General features: G+C 68.9%; 15 protein-coding genes. 7 read left to right on the forward strand and 8 right to left on the reverse strand.

The window, feature by feature from the left end:
* On the reverse strand, nt 1-522 hold a 522-nt coding region (locus tag EPN98_RS05555; protein ID WP_293361342.1), incomplete at its 3' end, for a shikimate kinase.
* Nucleotides 523-589: 67 nt separating this feature from the next.
* Here EPN98_RS05555 and EPN98_RS05560 point away from each other — a divergent pair.
* Nucleotides 590-1780 carry a hypothetical protein gene (locus EPN98_RS05560; protein ID WP_293361344.1) on the forward strand — a complete coding sequence of 397 codons (1191 nt, stop codon included), beginning with the start codon at nt 590-592 and terminating at the stop codon, nt 1778-1780.
* Nucleotides 1777-2691 (forward strand): site-specific tyrosine recombinase XerD, encoded by a 915-nt coding sequence (locus EPN98_RS05565; RefSeq protein WP_293361346.1) that lies wholly within the window; start codon nt 1777-1779, stop codon nt 2689-2691. The genes EPN98_RS05560 and EPN98_RS05565 overlap by 4 nt, the downstream gene beginning before the upstream one ends.
* Nucleotides 2692-2777: 86 nt before the next feature.
* Here the strand turns inward: EPN98_RS05565 and EPN98_RS05570 are convergent, their stop codons facing one another.
* Nucleotides 2778-3776, reverse strand: a complete 999-nt coding sequence (locus EPN98_RS05570) for a glycine zipper 2TM domain-containing protein (RefSeq protein WP_293361348.1) — start codon at nt 3774-3776, stop codon at nt 2778-2780.
* 161 nt (nt 3777-3937) lie between these two features.
* Here EPN98_RS05570 and EPN98_RS05575 point away from each other — a divergent pair, with 161 nt between their 5' ends.
* Nucleotides 3938-4900, forward strand: a complete 963-nt coding sequence (locus tag EPN98_RS05575; protein ID WP_293361349.1) for an acetyl-CoA carboxylase carboxyltransferase subunit alpha — start codon at nt 3938-3940, stop codon at nt 4898-4900.
* Nucleotides 4901-5026: 126 nt separating this feature from the next.
* Here EPN98_RS05575 and EPN98_RS05580 read toward each other — a convergent pair whose 3' ends face one another.
* The 4 genes from EPN98_RS05580 to EPN98_RS05595 all read right to left on the reverse strand — a co-directional run bounded on the left by EPN98_RS05580 (nt 5027) and on the right by EPN98_RS05595 (nt 11214).
* The gene (locus EPN98_RS05580) at nt 5027-7981 is read right to left on the reverse strand and encodes a TonB-dependent receptor (protein WP_293361351.1); all 2955 of its coding nucleotides are present in this window, start codon (nt 7979-7981) and stop codon (nt 5027-5029) included.
* A gap of 323 nt (nt 7982-8304) precedes the next feature.
* The gene (locus tag EPN98_RS05585; protein ID WP_293361353.1) at nt 8305-9315 is read right to left on the reverse strand and encodes a beta-eliminating lyase-related protein; all 1011 of its coding nucleotides are present in this window, start codon (nt 9313-9315) and stop codon (nt 8305-8307) included.
* A gap of 84 nt (nt 9316-9399) precedes the next feature.
* On the reverse strand, nt 9400-10551 hold the full coding sequence (locus tag EPN98_RS05590; RefSeq protein ID WP_293361355.1) for an epoxide hydrolase family protein: 1152 nt from the start codon (nt 10549-10551) through the stop codon (nt 9400-9402).
* A gap of 60 nt (nt 10552-10611) precedes the next feature.
* Nucleotides 10612-11214, reverse strand: coding sequence for a TetR/AcrR family transcriptional regulator (locus tag EPN98_RS05595; RefSeq protein WP_293361357.1), 603 nt, complete (start codon nt 11212-11214; stop codon nt 10612-10614).
* A gap of 117 nt (nt 11215-11331) precedes the next feature.
* Here EPN98_RS05595 and EPN98_RS05600 point away from each other — a divergent pair, with 117 nt between their 5' ends.
* The 3 genes from EPN98_RS05600 (at nt 11332) to EPN98_RS05610 (ending at nt 14627) form a co-directional block, all read left to right on the forward strand.
* The gene (locus EPN98_RS05600; protein ID WP_293361359.1) at nt 11332-12726 is read left to right on the forward strand and encodes a carotenoid oxygenase family protein; all 1395 of its coding nucleotides are present in this window, start codon (nt 11332-11334) and stop codon (nt 12724-12726) included.
* Nucleotides 12727-12893: 167 nt separating this feature from the next.
* Nucleotides 12894-13943 carry a DUF2855 family protein gene (locus tag EPN98_RS05605; protein ID WP_293361361.1) on the forward strand — a complete coding sequence of 350 codons (1050 nt, stop codon included), beginning with the start codon at nt 12894-12896 and terminating at the stop codon, nt 13941-13943.
* Between the two features lie 93 nt (nt 13944-14036).
* A complete protein-coding gene (locus EPN98_RS05610; protein ID WP_293361363.1) occupies nt 14037-14627 on the forward strand; it encodes a hypothetical protein in 591 nt (196 codons plus the stop codon).
* Here EPN98_RS05610 and EPN98_RS05615 read toward each other — a convergent pair.
* Nucleotides 14624-16132 carry a serine hydrolase domain-containing protein gene (locus EPN98_RS05615; protein ID WP_293361365.1) on the reverse strand — a complete coding sequence of 503 codons (1509 nt, stop codon included), beginning with the start codon at nt 16130-16132 and terminating at the stop codon, nt 14624-14626. The two genes, EPN98_RS05610 and EPN98_RS05615, sit on opposite strands and share 4 nt — an antisense overlap.
* Before the next feature lie 124 nt (nt 16133-16256).
* Between EPN98_RS05615 and EPN98_RS05620 the strand changes: the two genes are divergently transcribed.
* Nucleotides 16257-18131 carry an alkyl sulfatase dimerization domain-containing protein gene (locus EPN98_RS05620; RefSeq protein WP_293361367.1) on the forward strand — a complete coding sequence of 625 codons (1875 nt, stop codon included), beginning with the start codon at nt 16257-16259 and terminating at the stop codon, nt 18129-18131.
* Nucleotides 18132-18168: 37 nt separating this feature from the next.
* Here the strand turns inward: EPN98_RS05620 and EPN98_RS05625 are convergent, their stop codons facing one another.
* Nucleotides 18169-19014, reverse strand: coding sequence for an NF038132 family protein (locus tag EPN98_RS05625; protein WP_293361369.1), 846 nt, complete (start codon nt 19012-19014; stop codon nt 18169-18171).
* Between the last annotated feature and the right edge of the window lie 309 nt (nt 19015-19323).

Consider the following 19323-nt stretch of genomic DNA (forward strand, 5'->3'; position numbering starts at 1 on the left):
GGTCAACGCCTCGATCACCTGGCCGACGGTGATGTGATGGGCGGCGTCGCCGGTCTCCACGGTCACGTCGGCCTGGGCGTAGACCGGATAGCGGACGGCGGCCTGCTCTTTCAGCACCTCCATCGGGTCCTTGCCGGCGATCAGGGGGCGGCTGTCCTTGCGGCCCACACGACGCGCCAGGATGTCGAGATCGGCCTTCAGCCACACCGAGACGGCGCGCTGCTTGATCAGGCCGCGGGTCTCGTCGTTCATGAACGCGCCGCCGCCGGTGGCCAGCACGTGTGGCGGCCCTTCCAGCAGGCGCGCGATCACCCGGCGCTCGCCGTCGCGGAAGGCGGGTTCACCCAGAGCGGCGAAGATCTCGGGAATCGAGCGGCCGGCCGCAGCCTCCACCTCGGCGTCCGCATCGCGGAAGGGAAGGTTCAGGGCGCTGGCCAGGCGTCGGCCCACGCTGGACTTGCCGACGCCCATGAGGCCCACAAGCGCGATCGTGCGGCGGCGTAGTGGTTCGTAGCGATCCATCGACGGCGCAGCCTTTACACGACCCTGTGTGCTCGCGCCAACGGGACACCGTGAGTAAGCTGTCGTCATGTTGCGTCTGACCCTCCTCGCCGCCGCCCTTACCGTCGCCTGCGCGCCTGCCGTGGCCCAGGTCGAAGTGACCCAGCTCGCCGCCCCCGACGCCTTCTCGGTGCCCGGCCGCGACACCGGATTGCCCCAGGACCTTTGGCGCGGGACGCCGCTGGACACCGCCCGGGTGGTGCTGCCGATGCTGAGCACGCGTCCGCTGTCGCCGGCGGCCGCCGCGCTTGCCCGGCGTCTGCTGGCCACCGGCGCGCCCGGTCCCACCGGGGCTGCAAACGACGAGATGCTGGCCGGAGCCCGGGTCAACACCCTGATCTCACTGGGAGATGTGAAGGCCGCGAGCCGCGTCCTGGAACGCACGCCCGGTCTCGACCGCAGCGCCGAGCTGTCTCGCGCCGCCGCTGAAAGCGCGCTCCTGGCCGGCGATGTCGCCCGCGCCTGCCAGCTGGCCGGCGGCCTCTCGACGGGGCGCGGCGACATCTACTGGCTGCGTCTGCGCGCGCTCTGCCAGGCCGAGGCGGGGCAGGGCGCCCAGGCCCAACTGACCTTCGACCTGGCCCAAGCCCAGGCCCGGGACGCCGTCTACGGCCGGCTGATGTCCGCGAAGCTGTCAGGCACGCCCGCCGGCGCCGCCTCGCTGCGCAATGGCCTGGACCTCGCGCTCTCGCGCGGCCTGAATCTCGATCTTGCGGCTGCGAAGCCTGCGGCAGCGGTGGCGGCCGTGCTCTCCGGCGCCGAGCCGGGCCTACCGACCTACGACACCACCGCCATCGACGCCCAGATCGGCGGGCTGGCCGCCTCGGTCGTGGCGGGCCTGCCGCCGCCGGCGGGCGTCTCGGCCCTGATCGCCGCGGCCAGCGAGGGGGATCCCAAGACCAAGGGCCGGCTGCAGTCCGCCGCCCTGCTGGTCGCCGCGCTGGCCAATGACCTGCCGCCGGCGGATCGGGCGCGGATCAGCGGCTTCCCGATCGGCGAGGGCAAGGCGCCCGTCGGCCGCAACCTCGCCCTCGAGACCGCCGCCGACTCGCGCCGCACGGGCGAGGCTGCGCTCCTGGCGCTGTGGACCTGCGCAGAGGCGGGGGCGAGCGGCCCGGCGCTGGCGGACCGGGTACGAATGATCCGGGTCCTGTCGCGGGTGGGTCTTGTCGACGAAGCACGGCTGCTCGCCCTCGAAGGGCTGGCGGGGCTCAAGTGAGCAAGGGGGCCGACTGGGCCGAGGCCTTCCTGGAGATGATGGCCGTCGAGCGCGCCGCGGCCCGCAACACGCTGTCAGCGTATGCCCGAGACCTGACGGACGCCTCCGGTTACCTGGCGGCGCGTGGCACAGGCCTGGCCGAAGCCGGCGCTGAGCACATCGAAGCCTACTTCGCCGACCTGGGCGTCCGCGGCTTGTCGCCGGCCACCGCGGCGCGGCGGCGCGCGGCGGTGCGGCAGTTCTATCGCTTCGTGCTGGGCGAGGGCTGGCGTGACGACGATCCGTCGCGCCGGGTCGAGGCGCCGAAAAAGGGCCGTCCGCTGCCGAAGGTGCTGTCGCGGGACGAGATGGACCGCCTGATCGCCGCCGCCGGCGCTCGCGACGGGGCCCAGGGGCTGCGGTTCGGCTGCATGGTGGAGCTGGCCTACGCCTCGGGGCTGCGCATCTCGGAACTCACGGCTTTGCCGCTTTCGGCGCTGGCGCGCGACCCAGCCTACCTGATCATCAAAGGCAAGGGCGGCAAGGAACGGCTGGCGCCCTTGAACGATGCGGCGCGCGCCGCCGTAAAGGCCTATATCGCCGCGCGTCCGGCCTTCCTGCCCAAGGGCGACAAGGCCAATCCATGGCTGTTCCCGTCACGCGGCAAAGCCGGTCGCCTCACGCCGCGACGCTTCGCACAGGTGCTGGACGAGGCGGCGGCGCGCGCCGGCATTGATCCCGAGCGGGTAAGTCCGCACGTCCTGCGCCATGCCTTCGCCACTCACCTACTCGAAGGCGGCGCAGACCTGCGCGTGGTCCAGAAGCTTCTCGGGCACGCCGATATCGCAACCACCCAGATCTATACCCACGTCGCCTCAGACCGCCTGCGCGAGATCGTGCAGACCCGCCATCCGCTGGCGAAGAAGCGCTGAGCGGGCGCGGCCAGAGGGGGAAGCCGGAGGCTCCCCCACCCTGATCGCTTCGCGATCCGTCCCTCCCCGGCGGGGAGGGAAAGGACCTAGCCGGTGATCCGATAGCGACCGTCGCTGTCCGGGCAGACCCGGACGTAGCGGACATCGCGGCCATAGGCGTCCACGGGCGCCGCGGCCAGACGGCACCGCTCGCGGGTGTAGTAGCTGCTGTCATAGGCCGACGAGTAGCGGCGGCGGCCCTCGCGGTATTCCACGGTGTCGTCGTAGCTGAAGTACGGGCCGCGGCTGTCGCACTTGTACTTGTCGTTGGCGTTGCCGACGGCGCCGCCGACGACCGCGCCCGCAACGCCGCCCAGCACGGCGCCTTCGGTCCGGTCACCGCGACCGGCGATCTGCGATCCCAGAACCGCGCCGGCCAGAGCGCCGATCAGGCCGCCCGCGACGGTCGAGTTGTTCGAGCGGGCGCCGCTGCCGCAGGGAATCGCCGTGGCCGTGGCTGGACGACCATAGTAGCCCGCGTAGGGCGGCGGCTGATTGGTGGTCCAGTAGGCCTGATCCCACGTCGGGCGCGGATACATGCGAGCATAGGCGCCGTACCCATAGCGGCGGTCGTAGATGGCCCGTGCACGGTTCCATTCCGCCAGGCGTCGATCGTAGTCGGCCCGCGCGGCGCGATAGTCGCGACGCGACTGGCGGGATTCGTATGTGGCCTGGCGATCATAGCGATCGGCGGACTCGGGCATTCGGTCCCATCCGGCGTCGTCCCAGGTCGGTCGGGCATAGACCCGAGCGTAGGCGCCGTATCCGTTGCGGGCGTCATAGGCGGCTCGGGCGTTCTCCCAGTCGGCCAGTCGGCGCTCGTAGTCGGCGCGCGCCACGGCGTAGTCCTGTCGGGCCTCGCGGTAGTTCTCTCGGGCGCCCTCGTTCTGGGCCTTCCGGTCTTCGTACCGCTCGCGCTCGTGATTGTAGTCCTGCTGCTGTCGCTGGTACTCGTCGGTGGGACGATACTGCTGAGCTGCGGCCATCGGCGCGGCGGTCGCGAGGGCGAGCGCCGAGGCCATTCCGATCTTCAGATGCATGTTCATGTGTGGGCTCCGGTCTCCTCGAGGCCACACAAACGGCCAGCAGGCTTGAGTGTTCCGCCGCGCCGGAACCGCTGCGATTTCTCATGCCTTGTGAGCGGGGCCGTTCCCGCCTAATTTCCGCCGCTTCCCGAGGCGGCTCGCCTCCCTGGACGGATCCCTGAATGGCTGCGCACTACCTCGAGTTCGAGCGCCCGATCGCCGACCTCGAAGCGAAGATCGAGGAGCTCTCCAAGCTCTCGGAAACCGCCAGTCCAGGCTCGTTCGACGACGAGATCGAGGCTCTGCGCTCGCGGGCCCAGGACATGCGCCGTGAGGCCTACGCCAACCTGGACGCCTGGCAGAAAACGCAGGTCGCCCGCCATCCCGACCGTCCGCATTTTGTGGACTATGTCGGCGCGCTGATCGACGAATTCCAGGAGCTGCGCGGCGACCGCAAGTTCGCCGACGACCAGGCGATCATGGGCGGCCTGGGCCGCTTCCGGGGCCGCGCGGTCGTGGTCATGGGCAACGAGAAGGGCCGCGACACCCAGAGCCGGGTGAAGCACAACTTCGGCTATGCCCGCCCCGAGGCCTACCGCAAGACGGTGCGCCTGATGGAGTTGGCCGAGCGCTTCACCCTGCCAGTGATCTCGTTCGTCGACACCCCGGCGGCCTATCCCGGCATGGCGTCGGAAGAACGCGGCGTCGCCGAGGCGATCGCGCGCTCCACCGAGAAGGCGCTGATGCTGTCGGTGCCGATGGTGGCCGTGGTGACGGGCGAGGGTGGTTCGGGTGGGGCCATCGCGACCGCCTGCGGCAGCCGCGTGCTGATCATGGAGCACGCCATCTATTCGGTGATCCCGCCCGAGGGCGCGAACTCGATCCTGTGGCGCGGCGCGCGAACCGCGGCCGAGGCGGCCAAGGCGATGAAGATCACCGCCCAGGACCTGCTGCAGATGAAGATCGTGGACCGGATCATCCCCGAGCCGCCGGGCGGCGCGCACTCGGCGCCGGAAGCGGCGATGGCCGCCGTGGGCGACGCCGTGGAGGAAGAACTGAAGGCGCTGGAAGGCCTGTCGGCCGAGGAACTCAAGGTGCGCCGCTCTGAACGCTTCTACGCCATCGGCCGCAGCGGGCTGCAGTAGGGGGCGCGCCCGCTTACATCCCGCCGCTCCGCGGGGAGGCAGACATAGAAAGAGCCGCCGGGGTCGCCCGGCGGCTCTTTCCGTATCTGCAGGAACCGGCCGGGTCCGGAGACCCGGCCGAAGCCCTTAGAACTCCATGTTCGCGCCGACGAAGAAGAACCGGCCGGCGTTGTCGTACTGCGACGAACCGGTGCCCGTGCCCGCGAAGGTCTCGGGCAGTTGCGGGGGCTTCTTGTTGAACGCGTTCACGACGCCCGCGCGGAGGCGGATATCGTCGTTCAGGCGGTAGGTGGCGCGGATGTCGTGACGGAAGTAGTCGCCCGTCTTGAAGGGATCGATGACGCCCGCTTGCTGCGCCTGGTTCGCGATCATGGAGCCGAAGTAGAGAGTGCTCCAGGTGAACGAGAACTTGTCGTAGGTCCAGCGCAGCGAGGCGTTGCCCTTCCACTCCGGCGTGGCGTTCGTGATGGTGTTCGCGAACTGGGTGTAAGCCTGGGTGGGCAGCCCTTGCAGGGCCCACTGGTACATCCAGGTGGCGTCGACGCGCATGGCGATCGAGCCATAGTCCTTGCCGAACAGATCTTCGGTCTGGAAGCCGTAGCTGACCGAGTAGTCCCAGCCCTCGACCTTCACCGACGCCACGTTCTGCTGAACGAGGACGACTTCGAAGATGCCGCCTTGCAGGCCGCCGGTGGTGGCGCCGGTGCGGTCACGACGAATCTGCTGACAGAACTGGTTCTGCTCGATCGGACGCGACGCGTCGTCATAGCAGAGGGCGCCGAGCAGCGTGTTGATCGGGATCGAACCCACCTGGTCGGTGATGTTGTATTTGAAGAAGTCCGCCGAGATCTGCAGGTTCGGCACCCAGCGCGGGTTGATCACGACGCCGTACTGGAAGGTGTGCGCCTTTTCCGCACCGAGGTCCGGGTTGCCGCCTTGCAGAAGGGCCAGCGAGGGACGGCCCGTGCCGATGTTCGACACGAAGGTCGTCGGGTTGTAGCCGGGGATCGCCGCCGCGCAGGTGACCCGGCGGGCCGCCTGTTGGGCCGCCGTGGCGGCACGGAAGTTGGCCGAGTCGCAGGGGTCGAGCGCCGTGGTCGTGAAGTTCCGGCCTTGCGGCGCGAAGAGTTCCACGATGTTCGGCGCGCGGACGGCGGTCGATTCCGTCGCCCGGAAGCGGACGTCCTTCACCGGGGCCCAGGTGACGTTGACGCGCCACTGATCGGTGCCGCCGATCGTCGAGTAGTCCGACACGCGGCCGGCGGCCTCGACGGTCAGTTCTTCGGCGAACGGCACGTCCTTCAGGAGCGGGATGCGGACTTCCGCGTAGGCTTCGCGAACGTCGTACTCGCCCTGACGGGTGCCGATGGCGTTGAAGAACAGCGCGCCCGAGGCCGACAGCGCGTCCTGGACGAACTGGCTCTTTTCCTTGCGGTATTCGCCGCCGAACGCGACGCCCACCGGGCCGGCCGGCAGATCGAACAGGTCGGTGGCGAAGTTGATGCCGGCGACCGTCTGGCTCAGCTTCTGGTCGGACGAGGCGACGCCGTTGGTCCACAGGATCGCTTCACGGCTGGCGCCGTTGACCAGGTCCCAGGGGGTGCAGCCGGCGGCGCGGGCGGCCGCGTCGCGGCAGACGACGGCGCCGTTCAGCAGCACCGCATCGGTCGCCTGCTGGACGCGGGCGACGTTCGGCACGTTGAACGAGATCGTGGTGCCCGTCACTTCCGAGTACTGGACGTAGCTGTCCATGCTCACGTCGCGACCGAAGGTCTGGAACTTGCCTTCGATGCCGCCCGTGTACTTGACCTGCTCGCGCTCGGCCTTCACGTCACGGCCGCCGAACTCCTGCCAGAACTTGCCGACCTGAGCGGTCGAGCCCTGGGTGAAGGTCTTGCCGGCGGCGAGCCATTCCGCACGCAGCGCCGCGGCGGTGGCGCCGGCGCCGTTCAGGTAGGCGTTGTCGCCGCGCAGGACGACCGGCATCGTGCCGCCGCCCGCGGCCGACGAGAACGCCGGCTGGAAGATGCCGTAGCCCGAGCCATGCAGGTACGACAGGTCGACAAAGGCCTTCCAGGTGTCGGTGATCTTGTAGTCGGCATAGCCGCGGATCACCTGGCGGTTACTCTTGCCCTGCAGCGTGTTGTACGCCGGGCCCGAGTAGAACAGCGCGGGGTCCTGGCAGTCCGGCTGGACCGTGGCGGTCGAGCAGGCGGCCGACAGGCGAACCACGTTGGTGGGGTTGCGGGCGTCCAGGGTGACGGAACGCGCGGTGCCCAGGGCGCCGCCGATCAGCTGGAAGGTCGCGAAGGGCGAGGTGTTGGCGCGCGAAGCCGGGATGATCGGCTGCGGCGTCACGCGGGTGTCGCGACGGATGCCCGGATTACCGAAGCTCCGGTCACGCTGCATGATCGTGTCCTGGCTGGCGACTTCACCGCCGATCAGGATGTTCAGCTTGTCGTCGAAGAACTTGGAGCCCCAGTTGAAGCCGGCGCGATACTCCTCGCCGTCGCCTTCCTGGGTGACGCCGCCCTGGATGTCGAGTTCCAGGCCGTCCTGTTCCTTCTTCATGATGAAGTTGACGACGCCCGCGATGGCTTCCGAGCCGTACACGGCCGACACGCCGCCGGCGATCGTCTCGATCCGCTCGACCATCAGCGAGGGGATGGTGTTGAGGTCGACCGCGGGCGAGCTGGCGTCCGAGAACGGCAGGCGGCGGTTGTCCATCAGCACCAGGGTGCGCGTCGGGCCCAGGCCGCGGATGTCGGCGCGGGTCTGACCGGCGAGGAACAGGGTGCCCGACGAGTTTTGCGAGTTCGTCGCGGGGTTGATCACCGGTTGATCGAGCAGGAGGTCGCCCAGCGACACCTGGCCCTGCTCGCGGATGGCCTCGGCCGACACGACGGCCAGCGGCTGCGGCGAAGAGAAGGTGTCGCGGCGGATCCGCGAACCGGTGACCACGATTTCGCCGACGTCGACCGTCGCTTCACCGGCGGTCTGAGCTTGGGCGATGGACGGCGCAGCGAGCAGGCTGGCCGAGGCGGCTGACATCAGCAGCGCGCTTCGAAGCATGGTGTTCATCTGGACTTTCATTGTTACGGCCCCCCGGCCTGGGAAACGTTTTTTGCAAGCGCGCCGGGCGGCGCCGACGCTTGTCCCCGACAGCGCGAATTCCTCCTCGCGGCGCCGCGTGAACGACGACGAATGAAGGGCTTCGCACCAGAAACGGTGAGCGCGGAAGCTGTCACGCAGGGGTCGGGCGAGCAACGAAAAGGCGTCACACTCGCGACGAGTGGTCGGGGAATGTTACGGATTTTCCACGATGTGCGGCGAAAGCGCCACACATTGGCCTGAATTCGGCAAGGGTTTGCCCGTAATCGGTAACAAACGCCGAAGCGTTGCCGTCAGACGATCCCGCGGAGGGCTTCCGCCAGTTCCTCGACCGCCGCTTCGGTTGTCGCCCACGAACACATGAACCGCACCGAGCCGTCGAGGAAACGGTAGACGAACCAGCCGGCCGCGTGCAGCGCCGAGAGCCTCTCCTCGTCCATCTGGACGAAGATCCCGTTGGCCTCGACCGGGTGCAGGATGGGGAACGGCATCGCCGCGGCCAGCTTCTTCGCCATGGCGTTGGCGTGGGCCGCGTGGCGGATATACGCGCCGTCTTCCAGCATGCCGATGAAGGGCGCGGCGTAGAACCGGCCCTTGGACGGCAGCTGGCCCGACTGCTTGAGGCGCGCGTCGAACCGCCGGGTCAGGGACTTGTCGAACAGCACGATGGCCTCGGTGGGCGTCATGCCGGCCTTGGTGCCGCCGATGACCAGCAGATCGACGCCCAGGGTCCTGATGGCCTTCAGGTCGAATCCGGCCGCCGCCGCATTGGCCAGCCGGGCGCCGTCCAGGTGAACGCCGTAGCCCATGGCCTTCACCGGATCGATCAGCGCCTTCAGAGTCGCTGCGTCGTACACCGTGCCGTACTCGGTGGAGTTGGTGACCGACAGCGCCGCCGGCGGCTGCCAGTGCGGCTGGTCGGGGGCGGCGAGGGGGGCGGCGAGGCTCGCGGGGTCGATCCGGCCGGATGCGCCCGGCAGCCCGGCGATCCGCAGGCCGTGCCCGAAGAATCCGGGCGCGCCGGTCTCGTCGGTGGCCACGTGGCTGTGTTCGTGCGCCAGCACCGCCTCGAACGGCCGGCACAGGGTGGCGAGGCAGATGGCGTTGGCCGCCGTGCCCGAGGTCACGAACCGTACGTCGGCGTCGGCGTCCAGCAACGTCCGCACCAGATCAGCGGCCCGCGCGCTGACCGTGTCGCTGCCATAGCCGGAGGTGAAGCCGGCCCCATTGGCGGCGATCAGCGCCGCCATCGCTTCAGGCGTGGCGGGGGCGGTGTTGTCGGACGCGAAATCGTAGCGGGCCATGCGCGCGGTTGTACGGCGTTGGACCGCGCGGACAAGCCGTCGCGATAACGTCCCTCCCGCCGCGGAGGCGGAGGGGGCGGAAGATCAGCCGTGCTCGCGGCCCCAGGCCCGCACCTCGTCCACGAACAGGTCCGGCTCCTCCATCGCGGCGAAGTGGCCACCCTGGGGCATCTCGGTCCAGCGGACGATGTTGTAGGCGCGCTCGGCGAAGGCGCGCGGTGGAGCCGAGTACAGCGGCTCGCCGGGGAAGTTGGCGAAGGCCGTGGGCGTCTCTACGCGCTCGCCAGGGCCGAACGCGACCCCACCTTCCTCGACCAGGCCGCGATAGTACCAGGCGCCAGTCGTGAAGCTGTTGGTCATCACGTAGATCATGATGTTCGTCAGCAGCCGGTCCTTCGGGTAGACCTCGTCCAGCGGCTTCTTCCGCAGGTCGGACCAGTCGTGGAAGCGCTCGGCGATCCAGGCCGCCTGACCCACGGGGTTGCCCGCCGCCATCCAGGCCAGCGACTGCGGCTTGGAGACCTGCAGGCGGAAATAGGCGCCCATCATCTCCATCGCCGCGGCGGATTTCTGGGCCCAGGCCACCTCGTCCTCGGCCTGTGGACCGCCGTGGGGCCGGAAGCCCATCATGTTGAGGTGGATGGCGCGGGCATGTTTGCCGTGGTCGCGACCCAGCCACGAGGTGACCATGGCGCCCCAGTCGCCGCCCTGGGCCAGATAGCTGTCATACCCCAGCACTTGCGTCATCAGCGTGTTGAACAGCCGCGCCGTCGAGCGCTGGCCGATCGGCCGCTTCGGCTTGGACGAGAACCCGAAGCCGGGGAGGGACGGGACCACCAGGTCGAAGGCGTCGGCCGCGTCGCCGCCGAACCGCGACGGGAACGCCAGCTTCTCGATCGATTGCCAGAACTCGTAGTGCGAGCCTGGCCAGCCGTGCGTGACGATGAGCGGGCGCTTGCCGCCGGCCTCGCCCACCACGTGCAGGAAGTGGAGGTCGAAGTCCTCGACGCGGGCCGTGTACTGCGGAAACCGGTTCAGATCGGCCACGGCGGCGCGCCAGTCGTAGGCGTTCGTCCAGTGCTCGCAGAGCCCCTTCAGCCAGGCTCCATCGGTTCCATAGGTCCAGCCGTCCGGCACATCGGGCTGCAGCGGCCACGGATAGGCCCGCACCTGATCCAGGACGCGGCCGACCTCGGCCTCGGTCCAGGTCACTTCAAAGGGTTTGATATCCGCCATGCGCGCCTCCCGTGAGGCCGTCACCCTCACAGGGTTCCCCGTGGGGCGGTCAAGCGGGCTTCACGCCCCCGGCTTCAGCCCCTTCGCCAGGGTCGAGCTGATCTGGTGGTGCAACTGGCGGGCCGCGCCTGGGGGCAGCTTGCCGGCCATCTCCAGCACCACCACCCCATGGGTCGCGGCCCAGAACATGGCGCCGATGGCCTCGGGGTCGCCGGCCATCTCGCCGGCGGCGATCTGGTCCTTGACCCAGGCGGTCTGGGTCTCGTGCGCGCGGCGGCCCGCCGCTTCCAGTTCGGGATAGTGGCTGTCGGCGATCGGCTGGTTCAGATCGAACATCAGCTTGTAGGTGTGGGGGTGGTCGAAGGCGAAACGGACATAGGCCTCGCCCACGGCTGCGGCTTTGGCCCGCGCGCTCTTGGCCCCCGCCCGCGCCGTCTCCAGCGCCGCGGCGAACTGGTTGAAGCCGTTCGTGCGCACGGCGGCCAGGATGTCGTCCTTGTCCTGGAAGTAGCGGTAAGGCGTCATCGGCGAGACGCCCAGCTCGGCCGCCAGCTGGCGCATGGTCACCGCGTCCGGGCCCCGCTCGGCGAACAGCCGCTCGGCCGCCGCGCAAAGGCGTTCGCGGAAGTCGGCGACGTCGGTCTCGGTCAGTACGCGTGGCATTCGACTCAAGCCCCAAGAAAGCCCTTGCCAAGGGGTACGGCCTGCATCATGAATTTACAACGTAAGTTGCACAAGTGCGACGTAACCAGCACGTAGCGACAAGGGAAGGGAACGGCGATGGACGGCGATGCACGCATCAATCCGTATCTGGCGGGCAATTTCGCCCCGATCCGCTCGGAGGACGATTTCGACCTTGTCGTAAAGGGCGAGATTCCGGCGGGCCTGCGCGGCGCCTTGTTCCGTATCGGGCCGAACCCGCAGTTCGACCCCCGCGATCCCAACCACCACTGGTTCGCCGGCGACGGCATGGTCCACGCCTTCTATGTTGCCGACGGCAAGGTGGGCTATCGCAACCGCTATGTCCGCACGCCCAAGTGGGAGCTGGAGCACGAGCACGGCCGCTCGCTGTTCGGCACGTTCGGCAACCCGATGACCACCGACCCGCTGGCCATGGGCAACGAGGGCGGGGTAGCCAACACGAACATCGTCTGGCACGCCGGTAAGCTCTTGGCGCTGGAAGAGGGCCATCACCCGTTCGCCATGGACCCGCATACGCTCGAGTCCAAGGGTTACGACCGCGAGTTCAAGGGCAAGGTCACTGCCCACCCCAAGATCGACCCGGTCACCGGCGAGATGATCTGGTTCGCCTACAACGTGGGCGAGATGCCGTTCTCGAAGGGCGTCAGCTACGGAGTCACCGCCGCCGACGGCCGCCTGGTCAGCCGCCAGGACCTCGAGGCGCCGTTCTCGTCCATGGTCCACGACTTTATGGTCACCCAGAACCACGTGCTGTTCCCGATCCTCCCGCTGACCGGCAGCCTGGAACGCGCGATGACCGGCAAGCCGCCGTTCGCCTGGGAGCCGGAGAAGGGCTCGTGGGTGGGCGTGATGCGCCGTGACGCCGACGTGTCGACCGTCCGCTGGTTCAACACCGAGGCCTGCTACGTCTTCCACCCGCTGAACGCCTGGGAGGAGGACGGCAAGATCCACTGCGACGTGATGCGCTACGACGTGGCGCCGCTGTTCCCGAAGGCCGACGGCTCGCCGGGAGAGAAGGCGGCGGCGCGGCTGGTGCGCTGGACCTTCGATCTGAACGGCGCGTCGGACGCGATCCAGGAGACCAAGCTGGACGACCTGGACGGCGAGTTCCCGCGGGTCGATCCGCGGGTGGAGACGCTGAAGCACCGCCACGGCTGGTACGCGGCCGACCCGACCGGCAGTGGCACGATCCGCCAGTGCGCCATCGCCCACCTCGACCTTTCCACCGGCAAGCGCCAAGTCTACGAGCTCAACGGCGGCGACCTGACCTCGGAACCCGTCTTCGTGCCCCGCTCGGCCGATGCGCCCGAGGGCGACGGCTGGCTGACGGCCACGATCTACCGCGCCGCCGAGAACCGGACCGACCTGGCGATCTTCGAGGCCCAGGACGTGGCCAAGGGCCCCATCGCCATCGCCGAGGTGCCGCGCCGCGTACCGTTCGGCTTCCACGGCAACTGGGCGGCCATCGACTAGGCTTTCGTTTGCGGCCCTCCTCCCCGCCGGGGGAGGGGGACAATGCGCAGCATGTGGAGGGGGCTTCGCCGAGAATGCGAGCTCTGGCCTTGCCCCTTTCCACCCCTTTGGGCGGTCCCCCTCCCCTGTGGCTGAGGAGGGGCCGTCGTCATTCTGGAGACTGTCTGATGCGTGGCTGGGATCTGCTCGTAGACCGGGGCGACCTGACGAAGACGGCCCTGGCCGAAACCGACCTGCAGGTTCCGCTCAGTGAGGGCGAGGCGCTGCTCGAAGTCGAGAGCTTCGCGCTCACCGCCAACAACATCACCTACGGCGCTGTGGGCGACCAGATCGGCTACTGGAAGTTCTTCCCTGCGCCGGCCGGGCAGGGGCGGATTCCGGTCTGGGGTTTCGCGCGCGTTGTGCGCTCCAACGCCGCCGATGCGCCGGAGGGCCTGCGTCTGTTCGGCTACTGGCCGATGTCGAGCCACACCGTGGCCCGGCTCCAGAAGCGGCCGTCCGGCTACGTCGAGACCTCGGCCCACCGCGCCGAGCTGCCCCCGACCTACAACGCCTACCAGGAGGCTGAGCCCAGCGACGACGACGACTGGCGCTCGCTGTTGCGACCGTTGTTCATGACCAGCTTCCTGCTGGACGACCAGCTGTCGGACACTCAGCTCGCCACGCTGGTGCTCTCGAGCGCCTCATCGAAGACGGCGATGGGCCTGGCTTGGCTGGCCCGCCGACGGGGCGTGAAGGTGATCGGCCTGACGTCGCCCGGCCACGCCGGCCTGCTGCGCGGCACGGGACTCTACGACCAGGTCGTGACCTACGAAGACATCGATGGCCTGAAGGGCGCGGGCCCCGCCGGCTACGTCGATTTCGCCGGCCGCGCCGCGGTCACCCGCGACGTGCATGCGGCCCTGGGCGATGCGCTGGTGCTCAGCCTCGGTGTCGGCGTCACGCACTGGGACGCCCTTGCGGCGCCCCGGCCGCAGGTTCCCGGTGTCGCGCCGGTGTTCTTCTTCGCCCCCGACCGCATCCGCCAGCGCGCCCAGGAGTGGGGCATGGCCGAGCTGGACGCCCGCTTCCAGGCGGCGCTGAAGGCCTTCGTCGCCGACAACGCCTGGCTCAAGCTGCGCCGCCACACCGGCCCAGAGGCGCTGCAGGCGCTCTATGCGGACGTCGTGGCGGGGGCGGTGAAACCCGACGAAGGCCACATCGTCCTCCCTGGCTAACGAGGTTCATAAAAACGTATTGCATAATTACTGGACTCGTTGATCGAGCTAAGGCACAGCTCCTCCCACATTCTTTTCCGTGTGTGAGGCTTCATGTCCCTGCTCGTCCTGTCCAACATCGTGTCGTCCGGCCGCCCGCTGCCGGCCGGTGACACCGTGATCCCGGTCGACGCGGTTCCCATGCCGCTGCCCATCGCCGCCGGCGAGCCCAACCCCGGCGGCCGGGTCCGCGCCGTCGTGGGTACGGAGGGCGACGACACGCTCGTCCTCGAGGGTGGCGCGACCGGCATCGGCGGGGGCGGCGACGATACTTTTGTGCTGGTCTCGAACGGCGACGCCAAGGGCGTTGAGCGCCTGGGCGCCATCCTTGATTTCAACGCCGGCGACACGCTGGACCTCAGCCGCCTGGGCGCAAACGCCCGCATCCTGGGCCGCGAGGACGACGACGGCGGCACGCGCATCTCGATCGACTACGACGGCGACGGCAAGGAGGACGGCTTCGTCCTGACCTTCGAGACCGGCCAGATCGCCCCGTCACCCGACGACGGCGAGTTCCACATCCTGCCGTTCCCGATGCCCGGCGACGGCGAAGTCGTCATCCTGCCCGTCGATTTCGATGGCGGCATCGGCGACGGCGAGTTCCACATCCTGCCGTTCCCGATGCCCGGCGACGGCTGGATCTAAGGGGCGATCCGGAACTCCAGGGTCTGCATCGAGGGCTTGGCTGTCGGCGCGAGGATCACCCGCGCCTGCAGCACCCCCTTGTCGCAGGGGAACGACAGGACCGTCGACATCGCGTTGTCGGCCACGATCGGGTCGGCGGCGCGGCAGGCGCCCAATTTGCCCTTCAGCGCCGCGATGTCGGCGTTGCGGCGCGCGGCGTCGCGGTCCAGCAGCATGTTCATGGCGAGCGCATCGCGCGCGGACAGCACGTCGCCTGACGCGTAGATCCGCTGCACGGTCGCCGCCATGGACTGAAGGGCGGGGCTCACCGGAGTGGTGCGAACCGGGAAGGCCCCGCTCTTCACCAGCGACACGGTCGCGGCCCGCACCGTCACGCTGACCGGCGCATAGGTCAGGTTCGAGAACGCGAACACGCCCACGCCCCGCTCAGGCAGCATCAGCACGTTCGAACCATAGCCCGGCAGCCCGCCCGAGTGGGTGAAGTGCGGGCCCAGCACGCAGTCCGCAAAGGCGATGGTGCCCATCCCGTAGGTTCGCGCCCGGTCGCAGTCGTCGGGGTTGCTTCGGTCCGCTCGCGTCACCACGCCGGCGAAGTTCTGCCCGCGCACGATCTCGCGCACGCTGGACCGCTTCAGGATGCCATCCTCGGCGCCGTCGCGCGGGGGCCATGCGGCCAGCTCCCAGGCCATGTAGCGGGCGTAGTCGCTGGCGCTGGTCATCAGCCCGCCCATCGCCCCGAAGGCGCCCGGCCCCAGCGCCGGTTCCTCGACCCAGCGCCCATCCTCCCAGCGATAGCCAACGGCCAGGCGTCCGGCCGGGGCCTTGGCCAGGTCGTAGCCGGTCGAGGCCATGCCCAGCGGCTTCAGGAACGCGCCTTCGATGTAGTCGGCGTAGTTCGCGCCCGAGACGTTGGTCACCACCCGTCCGGCCAGGGCATAGCCGTAGTTCGAGTATTCGAACGCCATCCCCGGCGCCCGCGAGAACGGGACGCCCGCCGCCATGAACCGCGAGAACTCGGCCTCGCTCATCGGCAGCTGCCGGTCGCCCCAAGGGTCGTCCGTCACGAACCCGCCCACGTGGTTGAGCAGGTCGCGCACGGTGATCTTGGGGCTGTCGGTGGTGGGGTACTTCAGTCCCTTCAGTTCGGGGATGATCGTCTCAGCGGGCGCATCAAGCGACAGCTTGCCCTCGTCCCGCAGCTTCAGCGCCGCCAGCGCTGTGAAGTTCTTCGACATCGAGGCGATGCGGAAGACCGTGTCGCGGTTCACCGGCGCGTTCGTTTTCGTATCCTGGACACCCAGGCTGCGCACGTAGGCCAGCTTGCCGTCCACCACGACGCCATAGACCAGGCCGGGCGCATGCCGCTCCTCCATGAAGCTCTCGAACAGCGGGTCGATCGCCGCGAAGGCCGCCTTCTGGGCATCCGTCTGCGCCAGCGCCGGCGGGGCCCACAGGACCAGAGGGAGGGCGCAGGCCAGGCCCGCCCATGACGTTCGCATACCCATCCGCGTCTCCCCCGAAATGTAACCCGCGTTGCGTTTGCGCCGCGACGCACCAGTCAAACTGGGTCGCCGCGCTGTTGCCAAGGGGCCTCGTCGGCGCGACCGATGGTCCGGGGAGGAAACGCACATGAAGTCGACGATTCTGGGGGCGCTGGCCGCCCTGGCTCTCACCGCGCCCGCCGTCGCCGCGCCGGACTTCGCCAACCGCCAGGACTTCGACTTCGCCGAGCGGGGCTTCGTCGGCACGCGCAGCGACCCCAAGATCCTCGCCGCCGACGGCCGAGTGGTCTGGGATCTGTCGGCTTACGATTTTCTGAAAGGCCCGGCGCCGGCCAGCGTGAACCCCAGCCTGTGGCGGCAGTCGCAGCTACTGGCCAAGCACGGCCTTTTCGAGGTGGCCAAGGGTGTGTGGCAGGTGCGAGGCTTCGACGTCTCGAACGCCACCTTCATCGCCGGCAAGACGGGCTGGATCGTCATCGACCCGCTGACGTCGGCCGAGGTCGGCAAGGCTGCGCTCGACCTCGCCAACGAGAAACTGGGCGCCCGCCCCGTGGTCGCGCTGATCTACACCCACAGCCACGCCGACCACTTCGGCGGCGCGCGCGGCATGGTCGCCCAGGCCGACGTCGATGCGGGCAAGGTCCAGGTGATCGCACCCGAGGGCTTTCTGGAGCACGCCGTCAGCGAGAACGTCATCGCCGGCGCCGCCATGCAGCGTCGCGCCACCTATCAGTTCGGATCGTACCTGCCGAGGGGTCCGATGGGTCAGGTCAGCTCGGGCATCGGTCCGGGCGTCTCCGCCGGGACCCAGACCCTGATCCCGCCCACGCTCAACATCGAACGCACCGGCCAGACCCTGACCGTCGACGGCGTGAAGATGGAGTTCCAGCTCACGCCGGGCACGGAAGCCCCGGCAGAGATGAACCTGTATCTGCCCGACCTGCGCATCCTGTGCCTGGCCGAGAACGCCAACCCCTCGATGCACAACGTGCTGACCCCGCGCGGCGCGCTGGTCCGCGACGCCAAGGAATGGGCGAGCTATCTGGGCGAGGCCGGGCGGCTGTACGGCGACCGTTCGGACGTGCTGTTCACCAGCCACGGCTGGCCGCGCTTCGGCCGAGCCGAGATCGCCGACTACATCGACAAGCACCGCGACGCCTACAAGTACCTCCACGACCAGTCGGTGCGGCTGATGAACGAGGGGCTGCTGCCGGCCGAGATCGCCAACCGGATCAAGCTGCCCGAGGCGCTGGATCGCGAGTGGTACAACCGCGGCTACTACGGGACGATGAGCTTCAACAGCCGCGCGGTCTACCAGCGCTACATGGGCTGGTATGACGCCAATCCGGTTCACCTGGCCCCGCTTGAGCCGGCCGACGAGGCGCGGCGCTACGTGGAGATCATGGGCGGCGCCGCCAAGGTCCAGGCCGCGGCCCAGGCCGCCTTCGACGCCGGCGATGACCGCTGGGCGGGAGAGCTTCTGAACCGACTGGTCACCGCCGATGCGGGGAACACCGCCGCGCGTGAACTGCTCGCCCGCGCCTACGAGCGTCAGGCCGCCACCGTCGAGAGCGCCATCTGGCGGAACATGTATCTGTCCGGCGCTCAGGAGTTGCGGGGCGGGGTGCGCACCAGCCCGGCGCAGGGGGCCTCGCTCGATTTCGTACGCAACACGCCCACGCCGATGCTGCTCGACCTGATGGCCGTGCGCGTCGATCCCGAGAAGGCCAAGGACGGCGATGTCGTGGTCGACCTGATCTTCCCCGACCGCAAGGAGCGCTTCCGCATCCGTATCCGGCGATCGGTCCTGACCTATGAAGCGGACCCGCCGGCCGGCAAGGTCGATGCGGTCCTCACCATGCCCCGCGCCCAGTTCCTGTCGGGCGCCTTGGCCGGCGCCGACCTCTCGGGGGCGACGACCTCGGGCGACCGGACCGCGCTGGCCCGGCTCCTCAGTTGGCTCACCCCGCCGAAGCCCGGATTCCCGATCGTGACACGATAGGCGGAGGATCGGGCGCCCGCGGGGCGAGCCGGTAACATCAGAAAGCGCAGATGGGCCGCCGACGACGTAGTATGGCTCCGACACCGCCAAATCCCAGGATCATGAGAGCCCAGGTCCCGGGCTCCGGGACGACGCCCGGACCATCGTCATCGTCGCCCTCGCCCTCGTGATCGGGCACGTCTCTGTCGCCGACCTTGATGCCCGCGAAAGCGAGGCCGGTGTCGTAGACCTCGTCCCCCCAGTTGGAGACCCCGAACAGAAGCCTGTAGTTTCCATCCTCGGTGATCCTGTAGTCCGCGGCCACCCAGCCGGTGAGGCCGCATCCCGGACCCCAGCACTCGCCCGAGAATCCGCCGAGAGGCGACCAGACCGGTCCGCCATTGGCGCCCGTGCCCAGCGTCAGCGGCGACGTGGGCGGGGTCAGGGTGACGCCGGGATCGATGGGAGGCAGCCCCGCGCCCGGGGAGATCAGGCCCGCCGGTTCCGTGCGGGCGTTGAAGAGCATTGCGATCAGATCGCCGCTCACCGCGTCGATCAACTGCACGAAGGCGTAGTCTTCGTAGATGAAGTTCCCCTCGCCGCTCTGGCCGTCCGACGAGACGAAGTTGAAATTGTAATGGAGGTTGTCCCCGGCCGTCGCCGAGAACGGGGAGGTGATGAAGCTGGAACCGTTGGTGCCGCCGACGGACGCGATCTGGCCCTCGCCCGTGACCCCACCGAACGTGGAAATCCACCCGTAACTGCCGCCCCCGGGCGGCGCAGTGACATCTCCGTCCGCGCCCAGTACGCCGCAGGCGCCGACGCAGACTGCGGCTTGGGCGCTGCCGCCGAGCAGCAGGGCCGCGGCGGTTGAGGCGATGATCGATTTGCGCAAGCGTGACATATGACCTCCGTGGGGGGTTCCTAAAATATTTCCAAACTTCTGGAATCTTCGGTCTTATGCCGCGTTGATGTGCATCAAGGTTTCGATTTTTCGGTATGCTCTGGCCAGATATTGATCGGCTCGCCTGTCGAGCTGGATGGCGCAGGGTGTGGCCACTCTGCTCTGACTGGCCCGTGACAACGCCGTTCGGTTTGCCTAGGATGACGTCGATGAGCCCGCGCCACGCCCTCGCTTCGAAGGTAGCCGCCCCCCTTTCCGGGGCTCGCGAGGTCGTGCGCGTCTAGCGACGCAAGCGCCCCGATCCCCGCC

The sequence above is a fragment of the Phenylobacterium sp. genome, assembly GCF_004299445.1.
In the GTDB taxonomy this organism is placed as follows: domain Bacteria; phylum Pseudomonadota; class Alphaproteobacteria; order Caulobacterales; family Caulobacteraceae; genus Phenylobacterium.

Excerpts from the sequence above, each read along its gene's own strand:
- EPN98_RS05560 (WP_293361344.1), top strand. The coding sequence starts at position 590 with ATGTTGCGTCTGACCCTCCTCGCCGCCGCCCTTACCGTCGCCTGCGCG.
- EPN98_RS05570 (WP_293361348.1), bottom strand. The coding sequence starts at position 3,776 with ATGAACATGCATCTGAAGATCGGAATGGCCTCGGCGCTCGCCCTCGCG.
- EPN98_RS05575 (WP_293361349.1), top strand. The coding sequence starts at position 3,938 with ATGGCTGCGCACTACCTCGAGTTCGAGCGCCCGATCGCCGACCTCGAA.
- EPN98_RS05580 (WP_293361351.1), bottom strand. The coding sequence starts at position 7,981 with ATGAACACCATGCTTCGAAGCGCGCTGCTGATGTCAGCCGCCTCGGCC.
- EPN98_RS05585 (WP_293361353.1), bottom strand. The coding sequence starts at position 9,315 with ATGGCCCGCTACGATTTCGCGTCCGACAACACCGCCCCCGCCACGCCT.
- EPN98_RS05590 (WP_293361355.1), bottom strand. The coding sequence starts at position 10,551 with ATGGCGGATATCAAACCCTTTGAAGTGACCTGGACCGAGGCCGAGGTC.
- EPN98_RS05595 (WP_293361357.1), bottom strand. The coding sequence starts at position 11,214 with ATGCCACGCGTACTGACCGAGACCGACGTCGCCGACTTCCGCGAACGC.
- EPN98_RS05600 (WP_293361359.1), top strand. The coding sequence starts at position 11,332 with ATGGACGGCGATGCACGCATCAATCCGTATCTGGCGGGCAATTTCGCC.
- EPN98_RS05605 (WP_293361361.1), top strand. The coding sequence starts at position 12,894 with ATGCGTGGCTGGGATCTGCTCGTAGACCGGGGCGACCTGACGAAGACG.
- EPN98_RS05610 (WP_293361363.1), top strand. The coding sequence starts at position 14,037 with ATGTCCCTGCTCGTCCTGTCCAACATCGTGTCGTCCGGCCGCCCGCTG.
- EPN98_RS05615 (WP_293361365.1), bottom strand. The coding sequence starts at position 16,132 with ATGGGTATGCGAACGTCATGGGCGGGCCTGGCCTGCGCCCTCCCTCTG.
- EPN98_RS05620 (WP_293361367.1), top strand. The coding sequence starts at position 16,257 with ATGAAGTCGACGATTCTGGGGGCGCTGGCCGCCCTGGCTCTCACCGCG.
- EPN98_RS05625 (WP_293361369.1), bottom strand. The coding sequence starts at position 19,014 with ATGTCACGCTTGCGCAAATCGATCATCGCCTCAACCGCCGCGGCCCTG.